Origin of the sequence: Streptomyces sp. P9-2, assembly GCF_051903975.1 — a bacterium.
Classification (GTDB): Bacteria; Actinomycetota; Actinomycetes; order Streptomycetales; family Streptomycetaceae; genus Streptomyces; species Streptomyces cellulosae.
Window position 1 is genome coordinate 5006458 of the sequence record NZ_CP192633.1, and the last position, 17285, is coordinate 5023742.

Below are 17285 nucleotides of genomic sequence, written 5' to 3' on the forward strand. Positions count from 1 at the left end.
GCTGCGAAGTGGGCGACACGAACGGGTGAAGCATCCGCCACGCGTGTCACTCGCCGTCTCCCCCGGTAACCTCACAGCATGGCCTCACGTCCCTCCGCAGCCAAGAAGCCGCCCGCGAAGAAGGCGGCCGCTTCCGCGAAGGCTCCGGCGAAGAAGGCCGCCGCCAAGAAAGCCCCGGCGAAGAAGGCACCCGCCCGGAAGGCTCCGGCGAAGAAGCCCGCCCCCGCACCGGCCCCGAACCCGACCGGCGCCGTCTACCGGCTCGTCCGCGCCCTGTGGCTGGGGCTGGCGCACGCCGTCGGCGCGGTGTTCCGCGGCATAGGGCAGGGCGCCAAGAACCTCGACCCGGCCCACCGCAAGGACGGTCTCGCGCTGCTGCTGCTCGGCATCGCGCTGATCGTCGCCGCCGGCACCTGGGCCGACCTCGAGGGGCCCGTCGGCGACCTGGTGGAGATCCTGGTCACCGGCGCGTTCGGCCGGCTCGACCTGCTGGTGCCGGTCCTCGTCGCCGTCGTCGCCGTACGGTTCATCCGGCACCCGGAGAAGCCCGAGGCCAACGGGCGCATCGTGATCGGCCTGTCCGCGCTGGTCATCGGCGTCCTGGGCCAGATCCACATCGCGTGCGGCTCGCCCGCCCGCGCCGACGGCATGCAGGCCATAAGGGACGCCGGCGGCCTCATCGGCTGGGGCGCGGCCGCCCCGCTGTCATCCACCATGACCGACGTCCTGGCCGTGCCCCTGCTGGTGCTGCTCACGGTCTTCGGCCTGCTGGTCGTCACGGCCACCCCGGTGAACGCCGTCCCGCAGCGGCTGCGCCATCTCGGCCGGCGCCTCGGGCTGGTGCACGAACCGGAGCCGGCGGAGTTCGGCGAGGACGACGAGCGCTACGAGGAGCAGTGGCGCGAGGCGCTGCCCCAGAGCCGCCGCAGGCGCCGCCCCGCGCCCCAGGAGTACGACCCGGCAGCCGCGGAGGAGGAGGCGCTGTCCCGGCGGCAGCGCCGCCCGCGCCGGTCCGCCGTGCCGCAGCCCGACGCCAACCGGCCGATGGACGCCGTGGACGTGGCCGCCGCCGCGGCCGCCGCGCTCGACGGTGCCGTGCTGCACGGCATGCCGCCCTCCCCGGTCGTCGCCGACCTCACCCAGGGCGTCAGCACGGGAGACTACGAGCCGACCACCCCGACGCCCGTCCCGTCCGCCCGCCCGCAGCAGGACGCGTCGTCGAAGAAGGGCAGGTCCAAGCGGGACGCGTCCGCGCCGGAGGAGGGGACCGAGCAGCGGGAGCGGCCGCCCGCGGGCGTGCTCGACATGACCAAGGCGCCGCCGCGCGAACCCCGCGACCTGCCGCCGCGCGCCGAGCAGTTGCAGCTCTCCGGCGACATCACGTACTCCCTGCCCTCGCTCGAGCTGCTGCACCGCGGCGGTCCGGGCAAGGCGCGCAGCGCCGCCAACGACGCCATAGTGGAGGCGCTGCGGAAGGTCTTCACCGAGTTCAAGGTGGACGCCGACGTCACGGGCTTCACCCGCGGCCCGACGGTCACCCGGTACGTCGTCGAACTCGGCCCGGCCGTGAAGGTCGAGCGGGTCACCGCGCTCACCAAGAACATCGCGTACGCCGTCGCCAGCCCGGACGTGCGGATCATCAGCCCGATCCCCGGCAAGTCCGCGGTCGGCATCGAGATCCCCAACACCGACCGGGAGATGGTGAACCTCGGCGACGTGCTGCGGCTCGCGGAGTCCGCCGAGGACGACGACCCGATGCTGGTCGCCTTCGGCAAGGACGTCGAGGGCGGCTACGTCATGAGCTCGCTGGCGAAGATGCCGCACATGCTGGTCGCCGGCGCCACCGGCTCCGGCAAGTCGTCGTGCATCAACTGCCTGATCACGTCGATCATGATGCGGGCGACCCCGGAGGACGTCCGGATGATCCTGGTCGACCCCAAGCGCGTCGAACTGACCGCGTACGAGGGCATCCCGCACCTGATCACGCCGATCATCACCAACCCCAAGCGGGCCGCCGAGGCGCTCCAGTGGGTCGTGCGCGAGATGGACCTGCGCTACGACGACCTGGCCGCCTACGGCTACCGGCACATCGACGACTTCAACCGCGCGGTGCGCGAGGGCAAGGTCAAGCCGCCCGAGGGCAGCGAGCGCGAGCTCCAGCCGTACCCGTACCTGCTGGTGATCGTGGACGAGCTGGCCGACCTGATGATGGTCGCCCCGCGGGACGTCGAGGACGCCATCGTGCGCATCACGCAGCTCGCCCGCGCGGCCGGCATCCACCTGGTGCTGGCCACCCAGCGGCCCTCGGTCGACGTCGTCACCGGTCTGATCAAGGCGAACGTGCCGTCCCGGCTGGCGTTCGCCACGTCCTCGCTCGCCGACTCGCGGGTCATCCTCGACCAGCCCGGCGCCGAGAAGCTGATCGGCAAGGGCGACGGGCTGTTCCTGCCGATGGGCGCGAACAAACCCACGCGTATGCAGGGCGCGTTCGTGACCGAGGAGGAGGTCGCGGCGGTCGTCCAGCACTGCAAGGACCAGATGGCGCCCGTCTTCCGGGACGACGTCGTCGTCGGCACCAAGCAGAAGAAGGAGATCGACGAGGACATCGGCGACGACCTCGACCTGCTGTGCCAGGCGGCCGAACTGGTCGTCTCCACCCAGTTCGGGTCCACGTCGATGCTCCAGCGCAAGCTGCGCGTCGGCTTCGCCAAGGCGGGCCGGCTGATGGACCTCATGGAGTCCCGTAACATCGTCGGACCGAGTGAAGGTTCGAAGGCTCGTGACGTTCTTGTGAAGCCTGATGAGCTGGACGGCGTGCTCGCGCTGATCCGCGGGGAGTCTGAAGGGTAGACGGCGGGGACACGGTCGTCGCGCCGGGACGTCCGGCCGGGTGATCGTGACCCTTCCGTAAGCGATCAACGAGCAACCGTTTCCCGTCGGCATACGTCAAGTTGAACGAAGTGTCGGACAGCAGGACGACCATCGGAATGTCGGGCCATTCCGATGGCGTACAAAGTACGAACGCCCGGTTGCCCCACCCCTTCGTACCCCACCTAGACTGAACCTCCAGCACAGGCGGCTACACGCTCGAAAGGCGCCCCCGTGTCCATCGGCAACTCCCCTGAAGACGAGCGTCCGTTCGAAGACGTTTCCGAGGAAGACCGCCCTTCCGTCTCGGTCGGCCGTGCGCTGCAGCAGGCGCGCATCGCCGCCGGGCTCACCGTCGACGACGTCAGTAGCGCCACCCGCGTCCGTATCGGCATCGTCCACGCCATCGAGCGCGACGACTTCGCGCCCTGCGGCGGCGACGTGTACGCGCGCGGGCACATCCGTACGCTGGCCAAGCACGTGAAGCTCGACCCGGCCCCGCTGCTCGCCCAGTACGAGGCCCAGAACGGCGGCGGACGCCCGGCGCCCACCCCGGCCGCGCCCCTCTTCGAGGCGGAGCGGATCCGCCCCGAGCGGCGCGGACCGAACTGGACCGCCGCCATGGTCGCCGCGATCGTGGTCGTGATCGGCTTCGTCGGCTTCACCATGGTCAACGGCGGTGACGACGGCGAGGCGAACGTCGCCGGCGACACCGAGCCGACCGCGTCGCCCACGCCCAGCCCCAACACCAAGACCGCCAAGCCCGTCGTCCCCGCGCCGGATCCGTCGGACAGCGCCATCGCCGCGGCCCCGCAGGACAAGGTGACCGTCAAGGTCGTCGCCGCCGACGGACCCAGCTGGATCTCCGCCAAGGACCACAACGGCAAGACGCTCTTCGCCGAGCTGCTCAAGAAGGGCGAGGACAAGACCTTCCAGGACAACTCCAAGATCGACCTGGTCCTCGGCGACGCCGGAGCCCTCGATCTGTTCGTGAACGGCAAGCAGATCGAGGAGGAGTGGGGGCCGGGCACCGTGGAGCGCCTCACCTACACCAAGGGCGACCCCCAGGCCGGGTGACCGGCTCCTCCGCACGCGATCACCACGGGGTTGGCCGGGTCCGGCCAACCCCGTCGACGTGGGGCGTCGCCGGGACGAAGTAGTCTTGAGCCCATGCCTGAACGCCGTACCGTCGCACTGGTCACCCTTGGCTGCGCCCGTAACGAGGTGGACTCGGAGGAGCTCGCAGGCCGTTTGGAGGCGGACGGCTGGCAGCTCGTCGAGGACGCCGAGGACGCGGACGTCGCCGTCGTCAACACCTGTGGCTTCGTCGAGGCTGCCAAGAAGGACTCCGTCGACGCCCTCCTGGAGGCCAACGACCTCAAGGGACACGGGAGAACCCAGGCCGTCGTGGCCGTGGGCTGCATGGCCGAGCGGTACGGCAAGGAGCTCGCCGAAGCCCTTCCCGAGGCCGACGGCGTGCTCGGCTTCGACGACTACGCGGACATCTCCGACCGTCTGCAGACCATCCTGGACGGCGGCATCCACGCCGCACACACCCCGCGCGACCGGCGCAAGCTGCTGCCCATCAGCCCGGCCGAGCGGCAGGAGTCCGCCGCCGCCGTCGCGCTGCCCGGGCACGGCCCGGTCGACCTGCCCGACGGCCTCGCCCCCGCCTCGGGCCCCCGCGCGCCCCTGCGCCGCCGCCTGGACGGCTCCCCGGTCGCCTCGGTGAAGCTGGCCTCCGGCTGCGACCGGCGCTGCTCCTTCTGCGCCATCCCCTCCTTCCGCGGCTCCTTCATCTCCCGCCGCCCCAGCGACGTCCTCAACGAGACGCGGTGGCTGGCCGAGCAGGGCGTCAAGGAGATCATGCTGGTCTCCGAGAACAACACCTCCTACGGCAAGGACCTCGGCGACATCCGTCTGCTGGAGTCCCTGCTGCCCGAACTCGCCGAGGTCGACGGCCTGGAGCGGGTGCGCGTCAGCTACCTCCAGCCGGCCGAGATGCGCCCCGGCCTGATCGACGTGCTGACCTCCACCCCCAAGGTCGCCCCCTACTTCGACCTCTCCTTCCAGCACTCCGCGCCCGACGTGCTGCGCGCCATGCGCCGCTTCGGCGACACCGACCGCTTCCTGGAGCTGCTCGACACCATCCGGAGCAAGGCGCCCCAGGCCGGCGTGCGCTCCAACTTCATCGTCGGCTTCCCCGGCGAGACCGCGGCCGACCTCGCCGAGCTGGAGCGGTTCCTGAACCACGCCCGGCTCGACGCCATCGGCGTGTTCGGCTACTCCGACGAGGAGGGCACCGAGGCCGCCGGCTACGACGGGAAGCTGGAGGAGGACGTGGTCGCCGAGCGGCTGGCCCGCGTCTCCCGGCTGGCCGAGGAACTCGTCTCGCAGCGCGCCGAGGAACGCGTCGGCGAGACCGTGCACGTCCTGGTGGAGTCCGTCGACGAGGAGGAGGGTGTGTACGGCCGTGCCGCGCACCAGGCTCCCGAGACGGACGGCCAGGTGCTGCTCACGAGCGGCGAGGGACTGAGTGTCGGCCGTATGGTCGAGGCGAAGGTGGTCGGCACGGAAGGTGTCGACCTGGTGGCCGAGCCGCTCTTCGAGGGCTCGCCCGCGCGCATCGAGGAGGCGGGCAGATGACGGGTGTCCCGGCATCGGCGGCAGGTGGCCCCTCCGGCGCGAGGAGGGCGAAAGGCCCCGCGTCCGGGAGCCTGACACCGGCGTCCGGCCGCGCGCTCGCGCGGGAGGCCAGGGACACGGCTCCGGGCGGCTCCGGGGACGGGCGGGCACGGCGTGAGGCGCCGAGCCCCGAGGAGGTCCGCCCGCAGCACTCTCAGGGAAGCGCCGACGCGGCGGAGGCGCAGGGCTCCACGCGGGCCCCGCGCGGCGGCAAGATCGCGGCGGCCGCCGTCGACCAGGCCAGCGTCTGGAACATCGCCAACCTGCTGACCATGCTCCGGCTGCTGCTCGTGCCGGCGTTCGTCATGCTGATGCTGGCCGACGGCGGCTACGACCCGGCCTGGCGCTCGCTCGCCTGGGCGGCCTTCGCCATCGCCATGATCACCGACCTGTTCGACGGTCATCTGGCGCGCACCTACAACCTGGTCACCGACTTCGGGAAGATCGCCGACCCCATCGCCGACAAGGCCATCATGGGCGCGGCGCTGATCTGTCTGTCCGCGCTGGGCGACCTGCCGTGGTGGGTCACCGGCGTCATCCTCGGCCGGGAACTGGGGATCACCCTGCTGCGTTTCCTCGTCATCCGGTACGGGGTGATCCCGGCCAGCCGGGGTGGCAAGCTCAAGACCCTCACCCAGGGCGTGGCCGTCGGCATGTACGTGCTGGCGCTGACCGGGTGGCTGGCGACGCTGCGCTGGTGGGTGATGGCCGCGGCGGTGGTGCTGACCGTGGCGACCGGACTCGACTATGTGAAACAGGCCATTGTGCTCCGCAGGCAGGGAATCGCCGAGCGCAAGGCGGCGTTGGAGGAGACGGAAGAGTGAGTTCAACGGCCACCGAGGTGGTGCGACTACTCACCGTGAACGGCGGGACGCTCGCGGTCGCCGAGTCGCTGACCGGTGGCCTGGTGGCGGCGGAGATCACCTCCGTCCCCGGGGCGTCCAAGGTCTTCAGAGGCTCGGTGACGGCCTACGCCACCGAGCTCAAGCACCGGCTGCTGGGCGTGGACGCCACTCTGCTGGCCCAGCGTGGAGCGGTGGATCCGCAGGTGGCGGCCCAGATGGCGGCCGGGGTGCGCAAGGCGCTCGGCGCCGACTGGGGCATCGCCACCACCGGGGTGGCCGGCCCCGACGCCCAGGACGGGCAGGCCGTCGGCACGGTGTACGTGGCCGTGGACGGCCCTTCCGCGGACGGCGACGGTTCCGCCTCTGGCGGAAAAGTGCGCCATCTGCGGTTGAACGGCGACCGCGCGGAAATTCGTATGGAGAGTGTACGGAGCGTACTCGCACTGCTCCTCGCGGAGCTTGCGGGCGAACAGACCGGGAATGAGCGGGCACAGGATACGGAACGGAACGGGGGGTTTTGATGTTTGCAGCCCAGAGTGAACACGACATCGCTCCCCGCACGGCCGCGGCGCGAGGCGGTACGGTGGGGCGAGAAGGATGCGGCTACGCGGTCCGAGGAGGGAGCCACCGATGATTCTGCTCCGTCGCCTGCTGGGTGACGTGCTGCGTCGGCAGCGCCAGCGCCAGGGCCGTACTCTGCGCGAAGTCTCCTCGTCCGCCCGAGTTTCGCTCGGCTATCTCTCCGAGGTGGAGCGGGGGCAGAAGGAGGCTTCCTCCGAGCTGCTCTCCGCGATCTGCGACGCGCTGGACGTACGGATGTCCGAGCTCATGCGCGAGGTGAGCGACGAACTCGCTCTCGCCGAGCTGGCCCAGTCTGCTGCAGCGACCCCCAGCGAGCCCGTACCCACGCCGGTTCGACCGATGCTGGGTTCCGTGTCGGTGACCGGTGTGCCACCGGAACGGGTGACCATCAAGGCGCCCGCCGAGGCGGTGGACGTCGTCGCCGCCTGAGCCCGGTGTCCGGCGCCCGCGCGGTGTTGAAGGTGTGAGATGCCCCGGTGAGGGCTCCTCCGGAAGATCCCGGAGGGGTGGCGCCGGGGTTTTCGCATGCCCGGACAGGCGTGGGGAGCGGGGCGTGGCTGCGTTTGCCGGTGCGGCGACGGGCCGTCATCGTGGAAGCGGAGGCGGGGGAACAGCCACGGAGGTGCGGATGTACGTCGTGAAGAGCCCGTTGTCCGACGAGAACCTGAAGACCGTTTCTGAGGCGCTGCAGGGCGCCCTGGTCGATCTGATCGACCTTTCCCTGGTGGCCAAGCAGATCCACTGGAACGTGGTCGGACCGCGCTTCCGCTCCGTCCATCTCCAGCTCGACGAGGTCGTGTCCACCGCGCGCACCCACTCCGACACCGTGGCCGAGCGCGCCGCGGCGCTGGGCGTCCCGCCCGACGGGCGGGCCGCGACCGTGGCCGTCGGCAGCGGCATCGGTGTCACGCCCGAGGGCTGGGTGGACGACGCGACGGCGGTGAGCGCGCTGGTGGACGCGCTGGGCGCGGTCATCACGCGTATGCGTGAGCGGATCGCGGCGACCGAGGAACCCGACCCGGTGACCCAGGACATCATCATCACCATCACCGCCGACCTGGAGAAGCATCACTGGATGTTCCAGGCCGCGAACGGGTGACCCGGCCGCGGGGCGCGGCCCCCGCGCGCAGGACCCGGCCCGGGGTGGGCCGGTGGGCCGCCGCCGTGGCGTTCACGGCCCTGTGGTGGTGGGCGGCGGCGCGGCTGCTGCTCGCGCCCGACGCCGGCGCCCTGGAGGGCGCGGTCGCGGCCGGCGGATGGGGACTGAGCGTGCTTCCGGTGCACTGTCTGCCCAAGGCGCGGGCGGACGGGGCGCTCGCCGCCGGGCGGTGGCGGCGGGCCTGGAGCGCGGGGCGCTCGCGCGGGGCGGAGCGACGCCCTCGGGGTGGAGGCGCCCGCTAGATGTGCTGACCGGGCAGGTTGGTGACGCGGCTGGCTGGTGGGTGGCCGCCGATGCCGGTGTGGGGGCGGTGGTAGTTGTACCAGTGCAGCCAGTCGGTGAACGCTTCCCTGCGCTCGTGGTCTGAGGTGTAGGGCCGCTGGTAGGCCCATTCGTCGAGCAGGGTGCGGTGGAAGCGTTCGACCTTGCCGTTGGTCTGGGGCCGCCAAGGCCTGGTCCAGCGGGGGCTGATGCCCAGGTCGCGGCAGGTGTCACGCCAGGTGTTCTTGCTGTAGGCCCAGGCGTTGTCGGTCAGGACCCGCTCGATGCGGATGCCCAGCGATGCGAAGTAGGCCGTGGCCCGGACGAGGAAAGCTGCGCAGGTCGGGGCGGTCTCGTCGGGCAGGTCCTCGGTGTAGGCGATCCGGCTGTGGTCGTCGAGGGCGGTATGCAGGTAGGCCCAGCCGGCGCCGTTGGTCCGGCTGCGGTGGCCGTCGGCCCGGCCGAGGGTCTTGTGGCCGCCGCCGTCGGGGATCCTGCCGAGCTTCTTGACGTCGATGTGGACCAGTTCGCCGGGTCGGGCGCGTTCGTAGCGGCGGACGGGTTCGCCGGTGGCCCGGTCCAGGGCCCTCAGAGGCGGCTGGCCGTGCCGCTGGAGGATGCGGTGGGCGGTGGAGGCCGCGATGTGGCACCGGACGGCCAGCCGCAGCGGGCCGATGCGGTGTTCGCGCCGGAGCCGGAGGACTTCCATCTCGATCTCGGCCGGCGTCCTGCGGGGCTGGTGGTGGGGCCGGCTGGAGCGGTCGTTCATTCCGGCGACGCCGAGCTGCCGGTAGCGGGTGGCCCAGCGGGCGGCGGTGGTGTGGCTGACCTGGAAACGCTCGGCAGCCCGGCGCAGCGGCCAGCCGTCGTCGACGACACAGCGGGCCAGGCGAAGACGCCCGGTCTCGGTCAGCGGGGCATTACGGTGGGGCACGAGGGCCTCCTCGGATCGGTGCAGATGTCGCAATCCACACCGAACCCGGAGGCCCTCACCCGTTCAAGAACCCAGCACGCGTGTCACCAACGTCCCCGGACAACACAGCTAGAGGGCGGGGCCCCGGCGGTTTCGCGGTGCGGGGCCGGGGGCCGGTCCCGGCTGGCAGACGGGGCACCAGTAGGTCGGGCGTTCGCGTGAGCCGTCGCCCTGCTCGGCCACCCGGACCGGCGTGCCGCAGCGCAGACAGGGGCGGCGGGCGCGGCCGTACACGTAGAGGTCCTGGCCGCGGCGGCCCGTGGTGTTGCGGACGGGGCGGTCGCGGTTGAACTCCAGGAGCTTCCTGGCCAGCTCGGGGAGGCTCGCCATGCGGTCGGCGGGGAGTTCGCCGACGGGGAGCCAGGGCGTGACGTTGAGCAGGAAGCACAGCTCGCTCTTGAACACGTTGCCGATGCCCGCGAGGTTCCGCTGGTCGAGCAGGGCCTCGCCGAGTTCGCGGTCGGGGTCCTTGCCCAGGTTGGCGAGCGCGACGTCGGCGTCCCAGTCGGGGCCCAGCAGGTCGGGGCCGAGGTGGCCGACCGCGCGGTCCTCCTCGTCCTCGGTGCGGATCAGCTCCAGCACGGGGAGCCGGTAGCCGACGGCCGTGCGTTCGGCGTTGGCGAGGACGGCGCGGATCTGGTGCGCCGGGCCGCCGTTCCAGCGCTGCCCGGGCCCGAAGATACGCCAGGAGCCGTCCATCCGCAGATGCGAATGCAGGGTCAGCCCGCCCTCGATCCGGGTCAGCAGGTGCTTGCCGCGCGCGGTGACGTCCAGCACCGAGCGTCCGGTGAGGTCGGACGTGGCGAAGCGGGGCACGCGCAGATCGCTGCGGACCAGGACTCTGCCCGCGAGGGCGTCGTGCAGTCGTCGCGCGGCCTGCCAGACCGTGTCTCCTTCGGGCATGCGTCAAGGGTGACACGGCCGGGCCGTACCCGGTCAGGCGCGCAGCCGCAGCCCCCGCGGCGTGGCGACGAAGCCCGCGGCCTCCAGAAGGGCGCCCAGCGGGGACGTCAGCGCCGGGGTGCCGTTGACGCGCTCCACGGTGACCGTGCCGAGGGAGCCCGCGCGGGCCGCGTTCGCGAGCGCCTCGGCGGCCGCCGGCAGCCTCGGGTCGTCGGCCGGGTCGGCGCCGGGGTCGGCGGGCCAGGCGAGCACGGTCTTGCCGCCGCGCTCCATGTAGAGCGTCAGCTCGCCGTCCACCAGCACCACCAGGGAGCCGGCCTTGCGGCCCGGCTTGTGGCTCGCGCCCTCCGGCGGCTCCGGCCAGCCCAGGGCCGCCCCGTAGGCGTTGGCCGGGTCGGCGGCGGCCAGCACGACGGCCCGCGAGCCGCGGTCCGGCCCCGTACGGCGTCCGGCGAACGGGTCGTACGACGGGCCTCCGCCGTTCTGCCAGGGCTGCGAGCCCTGGGCGGCGAGGTCCCGCGGAGACACGTACTCACCGGGCTTCGAGGGCAGGTACGACGTGTCGTCCCGGCCCTGCCCGAGCCCGTACGGGTCCGACTGCCCGCCGGACGGAGCGGGCACGTCCGGGGCCGTGTGCCCCTCCCCGCGCTCCCGGGCGTTGGCCACCGCGCGCAGGCGGTCCACGGCGCCGTCCATCGCGAACTGGGCGGCGCCGAGGCCCTCCACCACGTAGCCGCGACGGGCCTGACCGGTCTCCTCGAAGGCGGACAGCACCCGGTACACGGCCGAGAAGCCGCCCTCGACGCCCTCCGCCGCGACGGCGCCCCGGGTCACCACGCCGTGCCGGTCCAGCAGGGTGCGGGCCAGGGCGTGGGCGCGGACCGTGGTGTCGCCCTCCCGGTCCGGCAGCAGCGACCAGCGGCCGGCGACGGTCGGCGGCCCCGTGCGCGAGGCGCTGCGGGCCGCCGCCGTGAGGGAGCCGTAGCGTCCGCGCGGCACCGCGCGCTTGGCGCGGTGGGCCGTGGACCCGGCGGTGCGGCCGGAGCCGAGCAGGGCGCGCAGGGGATTGAGCGTGTCGTTGGTGAGACGCCCGGACCAGGCGAGGTCCCACAGGGCGTCGGCCAGTTGCACGTCGCTCGCCTCGGGGTGCGTGGTGGCGCGCACCTGGTCGGCGATCTGACGGAAGAACAGGCCGTAGCCGCCGGACAGGGCGGCCAGCACCGACTCGTGCAGCGCGGTCGTCTCCAGCGGATGCGGGGGAGGCAGCAGCAGGGGGGCCGCGTCCGCCAGGTACAGCGACACCCAGCCGTCCTTCCCCGGCAGGGAACCCGCGCCCGCCCAGATCACCTCGCCGGACGCGGTCAGCTCGTCGAGCATGGCCGGGGCGTAGTTCGCCACCCGGGACGGCAGCACCAGCTTCTCCAGGGCGGAGGCGGGCACGGACGCGCCCTGGAGCTGCTCGACGGCCCGCAGCAGTCCGTCGATGCCGCGCAGGGAGTGGCCCCTGCCCATGTGCTGCCACTGGGGGAGGAACTGGGCCAGCGCGGCGGGCGGCACCGGCTCCAGCTCGTGCCGCAGCGCCGCCAGGGAACGGCGGCGCAGCCGGCGCAGCACCGCCGCGTCGCACCACTCCTGGCCGATCCCGGCCGGGTGGAACTCGCCCTGCACGACCCTGCCTGCCGCCGCGAGGCGCTGCAGGGCGCCCTCGGTGACGGCCACGCCCAGCCCGAAGCGGGCGGCCGCCGTCGCCGACGTGAACGGGCCGTGCGTGCGCGCGTACCGCGCGAGGAGGTCGCCCAGGGGGTCCTTCACGGGCTCCGTGAACGCCTCGGGCACGCCGACCGGCAACGCCGTGCCCAGCGCGTCCCGCAGCCGGCCCGCGTCCTCGACGGCAGCCCAGTGGTCCTTGCCCGCGATACGCACCCGGATGGCGCGCCGCGCGGAGGCCAGCTCCTGCACCCACTGCGGTTCGGCGCCCCGCTCGGCCAGCTCGGCATCGGTGAGCGGACCGAGCATCCGCAGCAGGTCGGCGACGCTCTCCGCGTCCTTCGCGCGTCGGTCCTCGGTGAGCCACTGCAGCTCGCGCTCCAGCTCCGTGAGCACCTCGGCGTCCAGCAGTTCGCGCAGCTCCGCCTGGCCGAGCAGCTCCGCGAGCAGCCGCGAGTCCAGCGACAGGGCGGCCGCACGGCGCTCGGCGAGCGGGGAGTCGCCCTCGTACAGGAACTGGGCGACGTACCCGAAGAGCAGGGAGCGGGCGAACGGGGACGGTTCCGGGGTGGTGACCTCGACCAGTCGCACCTTCCGGGACTCCAGGTCGCCCATCAGCTCGACCAGGCCGGGGACGTCGAACACGTCCTGCAGGCACTCGCGGACCGCCTCGAGGACGATCGGGAACGACCCGAACTCGCCGGCCACCTGGAGCAGCTGGGAGGCGCGCTGACGCTGCTGCCACAGCGGCGTGCGCCGACCGGGGTTGCGGCGCGGCAGCAGCAGCGCGCGGGCGGCGCACTCACGGAACCGGGAGGCGAACAGCGCCGAGCCGCCGACCTGGTCGGTGACGACCTGGTCGACCTCGCCCTTGTCGAAGACGACGTCGGCGGCGCCCACGGGGGCTCGGTCCGCGTCGTACTCGGCGCCGGCCTTCGACGGCTCCTGGTCGAGCAGGTCCAGGCCCATCAGATCGGCGTCCGGCAGGCGCAGCACGATGCCGTCGTCGGCGTGCATCACCTGGGCGTCCATGCCGTACCGCTCGGACAGGCGGGCGCCGAGCGCGAGCGCCCAGGGGGCGTGCACCTGGGCGCCGAACGGGGAGTGCACGACCACCCGCCAGTCGCCCAGCTCGTCGCGGAACCGCTCCACCACGATCGTGCGGTCGTCCGGGACGTGCCCGCACGCCTCGCGCTGCTCCCTCAGGTACGACAGCACGTTGTCCGCGGCCCAGGCGTCCAGGCCCGCGGCCAGCATCCGCAGCCGGGCGTCCTCGTCGGGCAGCGAGCCCACCTCGCGCAGGAACGCGCCCAGCGCGCGGCCCAGCTCCAGGGGGCGGCCCAGCTGGTCGCCCTTCCAGAACGGCAGCCGGCCCGGCACGCCCGGCGCGGGGGAGACCAGGACCCGGTCGCGCGTGATGTCCTCGATACGCCAGGAGCTGGTGCCGAGCGTGAAGACGTCGCCCACGCGCGACTCGTAGACCATCTCCTCGTCCAGCTCGCCGACCCGGCCCCCGCCCTTCTTGGGGTCGGCGCCCGCCAGGAACACGCCGAACAGACCGCGGTCCGGAATCGTGCCGCCCGAGGTGACGGCCAGGCGCTGGGCTCCCGGGCGGCCGGTGATCTCGCCCGTGACCCGGTCCCACACCACGCGGGGGCGCAGCTCCGCGAAGGCGTCCGACGGATAACGCCCGGCGAGCATGTCCAGCACCGACGTGAACGCGGACTCGGGCAGCGAGGCGAAGGGGGCCGCCCGGCGCACCACCGCCAGCAGGTCGTCGAACTGCCAGGTGTCCATCGCCGTCATCGCCACGATCTGCTGCGCGAGGACATCCAGCGGGTTCGACGGGACGCGCAGGGCCTCGATCTCGCCCGTGCGCATCCGCTCCGTGACGACGGCGGCCTGCACCAGGTCGCCCCGGTACTTCGGGAAGACCACGCCCGTGGACACCGCGCCCACCTGGTGGCCCGCGCGGCCCACGCGCTGGAGGCCGGAGGCCACCGACGGCGGCGACTCGACCTGCACCACCAGGTCGACGGCGCCCATGTCGATGCCCAGCTCCAGGCTGGACGTGGCGACCACCGCGGGCAGCCGGCCCGCCTTCAGGTCCTCCTCCACCTGGGCGCGCTGCTCCTTGGACACCGAGCCGTGGTGCGCCCGCGCGATGACCGCCGGCGCGCCATGGGCGGCCCCGGAGCTGCCCATCAGCTCGGCGGGGGAGTGGTGCTCGTCCAGCGACTCGCCGGTGGCGCGCTCGTAGGCGATCTCGTTGAGCCGGTTGCACAGCCGCTCGGCGAGGCGGCGGGAGTTGGCGAACACGATGGTCGAGCGGTGGCTCTGCACCAGGTCGGCGATCCGCTCCTCGACGTGCGGCCAGATGGAGGGCTTCTCCGCGCCCTCCGAGCTCTCGGAGACGGGCGAGCCGCCCAGTTCGCCGAGGTCCTCGACCGGCACCACCACGGAGAGGTCGAACTCCTTGCCCGACTCCGGCTGCACGATCTCCGTCTTGCGCTGCGGGGACAGGAAGCGGGCCACCTCGTCCACGGGGCGCACCGTCGCCGACAGGCCGATGCGCCGGGCCGGCTTCGGCAGCAGCTCGTCCAGCCGCTCCAGGGACAGCGCCAGGTGCGCGCCGCGCTTGGTGCCCGCGACCGCGTGCACCTCGTCGAGGATCACCGTCTCCACGCCCGCCAGCGCGTCGCGCGTGGCGGACGTCAGCATCAGGAACAACGACTCGGGCGTGGTGATCAGGATGTCCGGCGGACGCGTGGCCAGGGCGCGGCGCTCGGCCGACGGGGTGTCGCCGGAGCGGATGCCGACCTTCACCTCCGGCTCGGGCATCCCCAGGCGCACGGCCTCCTGCCGGATACCGGTCAGCGGGCTGCGCAGATTCCGCTCGACGTCGACGGCGAGGGCCTTCAGCGGTGAGACGTACAGCACACGGCAGCGCTTCTTGGGGTCGGCCGGCGGGGGCGTCGAGGCCAGCTGGTCCAGGGCGGCGAGGAACGCGGCCAGCGTCTTGCCGGAACCGGTCGGCGCCACCACCAGCACGTCCGAGCCCGCCCCGATGGCCTGCCAGGCCCCGGCCTGGGCGGCCGTGGGCGCGGAGAAGGCCCCCGTGAACCAGCCACGGGTCGCGGGGGAGAAGCCGTCCAGGGCGCGGCGCGGATCGCTGACCATGTTGTCCATCGTGCACCCGGCCACTGACAACCGGGCCGGTCCGGGGCGCCGGCGGGGCCTTCGGACACCGGTCCGGGCGTCGCGCGGGCCGCGTGACAATGACGGTATGGCGCAAACGCGAGAGGAACGGGCGCGGCACTGGCGGTACGAGGAACTGCCCGGTGTCGACCTGCTGCGCGCCCGCTACATACGGAAGTCGTTCGTCCGGCACACCCACGAGCACTTCGTGATCGCCGCCATCGCCGACGGCGTCGAGGTCTTCCACCACGGGAGCGGCGACCAGTACGCGGGCGCGGGCGCCCTCGCCCTGGTGAACCCGGACACGCCCCACACCGGCCGGGCGGGCGTCCCCGAGGGCTGGCAGTACGGGGCCGTCTACCCGTCGCCGGACGTCATGGCCGCGATCGCGGCCGAGACCACCACCCTGCGCGGCACCCCGGGCTTCGTCACGCCGGTCCTCGACGACCCGTACACCGTGCGACTCGTCCACCAGGTGCTGCGGGCCACCGACGAGGGCAACGCGCTCGCCGCCGACACCCTGCTGCGGGTCGCGGTGACCCGGCTGCTGCGGCTCAACGGCGGCACACTGCCGCGCCGCGAGGTCCGCACGGCCGGCGCCAGGAACGCGGCACGCGCGCGTGCCGTGCTCGAGGAGCGCATGGCCGCCCCGCCCACCCTGGAGCAGCTCGCCGCCGACCTGGGCACCAGCCCGTTCGCCCTGCTGCGCGCCTTCCGCGACACCTACGGCATGCCCCCGCACGCCTGGCTCACCGACGCGCGCGTACGGCGCGCCCGGCGGCTGCTGGACGCGGGGACGACACCGTCCGAGGCGGCCGTCACCGTGGGCTTCACCGACCAGCCGCACCTCAACCGGCACTTCACCCGCATCGTCGGCGTCCCGCCCGGCGCCTACCAGCGCGAGCGCAAGAACGTACAAGACGCGCGCGGCGGGCTTTCCGTAACGTCGGGGGTGTGGCAGTGGAACGGACAGCAGAGCACGAGTACGCGGACATACGGTCCGATCGCGGAGGGCATGCCCCGCCCGGGGCCGGAGGGAAGCCGGACGGCGCCGTCGTACGGGACGCCCTCGGCGTCGGGGTCGCCGTCGGACTCTCCGGGTTCGCCTTCGGCGTGACCTCGGCGGGCAGCGGGCTCAGCCTGCTCCAGACCTGCGCGCTCAGCCTGCTGGTGTTCACCGGCGCCTCCCAGTTCGCCCTGGTCGGGGCGCTGGCGGCGGGCGGCGGCGCCGTCACGGCCGCCGCGGGCGCGTTCTTCCTCGGCGTGCGCAACGCCTTCTACGGGCTGCGGCTGTCGCAGCTGCTGGCGCTGCCGCGCGCGGTGCGGCCGTTCGCCGCGCACTGGGTGATCGACGAGACCACCGCCGTCTCGCTCGCCCAGCCCACCCGCCGCGCCGCCCGCCTAGGCTTCCTGGTCACCGGGCTCAGCCTCTACGTCCTGTGGAACCTCACCACCCTGCTGGGCGCGCTGGGCGCGGACGCCATCGGCGACACCAAGGCGTGGGGCCTGGACGCGGCCGGTCCCGCGGTGTTCCTCGCGCTGCTCGCCCCCATGCTGCGCACCGGCGCCGAGCGGGCCGTCGCCGCGCTCGCCGTGCTGCTGGGGCTCGGCCTGCTGCCCGTGCTGCCCGCCGGCGTCCCGGTCCTGGTGGCCGCCTTGGCGGCTCCGGCCGTCCTGTGGGCGCACGGCCGCAGGACCGCCGCGCGCGCCCGCACGGAGGCTCACACGAAGGAGGGGCAGCGGTGAACATCTGGCTCGCGATCGTCCTGACCGTCGTCGGTTGCTACGCCGTGAAGCTCGCCGGGCTGCTGGTGCCCGCGGGCGTCCTCGAACGGCCCCTCGTCCGGCGCCTCGCCGCGCTGCTTCCCGTCGCCCTGCTCGCCGCCCTCACGGCCCAGCAGACCTTCGCGGACGGCCGCGCCCTGGTGCTGGACGCACGCGCGGCCGGTCTGGCGGCAGCCGCCGTGGCGCTCCTGCTGCGCGCGCCGTTCCTGTTCGTCGTGGCGGCGGCGGTGCTGGTGACGGCGGGGGTGCGGGCACTGGGCGCGTGAGGCGGGGTGCCTCGCCCGGTCTTCTGGGGCCCACCTCAGGCGGGGCCGTGCGC

Annotated in this window: 13 protein-coding genes and 1 pseudogene; 11 read left to right on the forward strand and 3 right to left on the reverse strand. The window is 73.3% G+C overall.

The window, feature by feature from the left end; genetic code table 11:
- Nucleotides 1–78 precede the first annotated feature (78 nt).
- The 8 genes from ACQY0Z_RS22935 (at nt 79) to ACQY0Z_RS22970 (ending at nt 8381) form a co-directional block, all read left to right on the forward strand.
- Nucleotides 79–2850 carry a DNA translocase FtsK gene (locus ACQY0Z_RS22935; RefSeq protein ID WP_189903735.1) on the forward strand — a complete coding sequence of 924 codons (2772 nt, stop codon included), beginning with the start codon at nt 79–81 and terminating at the stop codon, nt 2848–2850.
- 252 nt (nt 2851–3102) lie between these two features.
- The gene (locus tag ACQY0Z_RS22940; RefSeq protein ID WP_254587084.1) at nt 3103–3945 is read left to right on the forward strand and encodes a helix-turn-helix domain-containing protein; all 843 of its coding nucleotides are present in this window, start codon (nt 3103–3105) and stop codon (nt 3943–3945) included.
- Between the two features lie 93 nt (nt 3946–4038).
- A complete protein-coding gene (gene rimO / locus ACQY0Z_RS22945) occupies nt 4039–5514 on the forward strand; it encodes a 30S ribosomal protein S12 methylthiotransferase RimO (RefSeq protein ID WP_439812731.1) in 1476 nt (491 codons plus the stop codon).
- Entirely contained in the window at nt 5511–6377 is an 867-nt protein-coding gene (gene pgsA, locus ACQY0Z_RS22950; protein ID WP_189903741.1) for a CDP-diacylglycerol--glycerol-3-phosphate 3-phosphatidyltransferase, read from the forward strand. The genes rimO and pgsA overlap by 4 nt, the downstream gene beginning before the upstream one ends.
- Nucleotides 6374–6919: a CinA family protein gene (locus ACQY0Z_RS22955; protein ID WP_254587085.1), complete on the forward strand. Its 546-nt coding sequence runs from the start codon at nt 6374–6376 to the stop codon at nt 6917–6919. The genes pgsA and ACQY0Z_RS22955 overlap by 4 nt, the downstream gene beginning before the upstream one ends.
- 109 nt (nt 6920–7028) lie before the next feature.
- Nucleotides 7029–7409: a helix-turn-helix domain-containing protein gene (locus ACQY0Z_RS22960; RefSeq protein ID WP_003993396.1), complete on the forward strand. Its 381-nt coding sequence runs from the start codon at nt 7029–7031 to the stop codon at nt 7407–7409.
- A 199-nt stretch (nt 7410–7608) separates the two neighbouring features.
- Nucleotides 7609–8079, forward strand: coding sequence for a Dps family protein (locus ACQY0Z_RS22965; RefSeq protein WP_381731294.1), 471 nt, complete (start codon nt 7609–7611; stop codon nt 8077–8079).
- 44 nt (nt 8080–8123) lie between these two features.
- Nucleotides 8124–8381, forward strand: coding sequence for a hypothetical protein (locus ACQY0Z_RS22970; protein WP_189903747.1), 258 nt, complete (start codon nt 8124–8126; stop codon nt 8379–8381).
- Here the strand turns inward: ACQY0Z_RS22970 and ACQY0Z_RS22975 are convergent.
- From ACQY0Z_RS22975 to ACQY0Z_RS22985, 3 genes are all read right to left on the reverse strand, one after another.
- The gene (locus tag ACQY0Z_RS22975; protein WP_439812711.1) at nt 8378–9334 is read right to left on the reverse strand and encodes an IS481 family transposase; all 957 of its coding nucleotides are present in this window, start codon (nt 9332–9334) and stop codon (nt 8378–8380) included. The two genes, ACQY0Z_RS22970 and ACQY0Z_RS22975, sit on opposite strands and share 4 nt — an antisense overlap.
- 108 nt (nt 9335–9442) lie before the next feature.
- Nucleotides 9443–10276, reverse strand: a complete 834-nt coding sequence (locus tag ACQY0Z_RS22980; RefSeq protein ID WP_439812732.1) for an Fpg/Nei family DNA glycosylase — start codon at nt 10274–10276, stop codon at nt 9443–9445.
- A 33-nt stretch (nt 10277–10309) separates the two neighbouring features.
- Nucleotides 10310–15163, reverse strand: a complete 4854-nt coding sequence (locus tag ACQY0Z_RS22985) for an ATP-dependent helicase (RefSeq protein WP_439812733.1) — start codon at nt 15161–15163, stop codon at nt 10310–10312.
- A 106-nt stretch (nt 15164–15269) separates the two neighbouring features.
- Between ACQY0Z_RS22985 and ACQY0Z_RS22990 the strand changes: the two are divergent.
- From ACQY0Z_RS22990 to ACQY0Z_RS23000, 3 genes and pseudogenes are all read left to right on the forward strand, one after another.
- A pseudogene (locus tag ACQY0Z_RS22990) lies at nt 15270–16292 on the forward strand (AraC family transcriptional regulator); the annotation flags it as partial.
- Complete coding sequence (locus ACQY0Z_RS22995) at nt 16175–16927, forward strand: AzlC family ABC transporter permease (protein WP_189903895.1); 753 nt, start codon at nt 16175–16177, stop codon at nt 16925–16927. The pseudogene ACQY0Z_RS22990 and the gene ACQY0Z_RS22995, both read left to right, overlap by 118 nt.
- Nucleotides 16924–17232, forward strand: coding sequence for an AzlD domain-containing protein (locus ACQY0Z_RS23000; protein WP_189903753.1), 309 nt, complete (start codon nt 16924–16926; stop codon nt 17230–17232). Before ACQY0Z_RS22995 ends, ACQY0Z_RS23000 begins: the two co-directional genes overlap by 4 nt.
- Nucleotides 17233–17285: the final 53 nt, after the last annotated feature.

Excerpts from the sequence above, each read along its gene's own strand:
- ACQY0Z_RS22935 (WP_189903735.1), top strand. The coding sequence starts at position 79 with ATGGCCTCACGTCCCTCCGCAGCCAAGAAGCCGCCCGCGAAGAAGGCG.
- rimO (WP_439812731.1), top strand. The coding sequence starts at position 4,039 with ATGCCTGAACGCCGTACCGTCGCACTGGTCACCCTTGGCTGCGCCCGT.
- pgsA (WP_189903741.1), top strand. The coding sequence starts at position 5,511 with ATGACGGGTGTCCCGGCATCGGCGGCAGGTGGCCCCTCCGGCGCGAGG.
- ACQY0Z_RS22960 (WP_003993396.1), top strand. The coding sequence starts at position 7,029 with ATGATTCTGCTCCGTCGCCTGCTGGGTGACGTGCTGCGTCGGCAGCGC.
- ACQY0Z_RS22965 (WP_381731294.1), top strand. The coding sequence starts at position 7,609 with ATGTACGTCGTGAAGAGCCCGTTGTCCGACGAGAACCTGAAGACCGTT.
- ACQY0Z_RS22980 (WP_439812732.1), bottom strand. The coding sequence starts at position 10,276 with ATGCCCGAAGGAGACACGGTCTGGCAGGCCGCGCGACGACTGCACGAC.
- ACQY0Z_RS22985 (WP_439812733.1), bottom strand. The coding sequence starts at position 15,163 with ATGGTCAGCGATCCGCGCCGCGCCCTGGACGGCTTCTCCCCCGCGACC.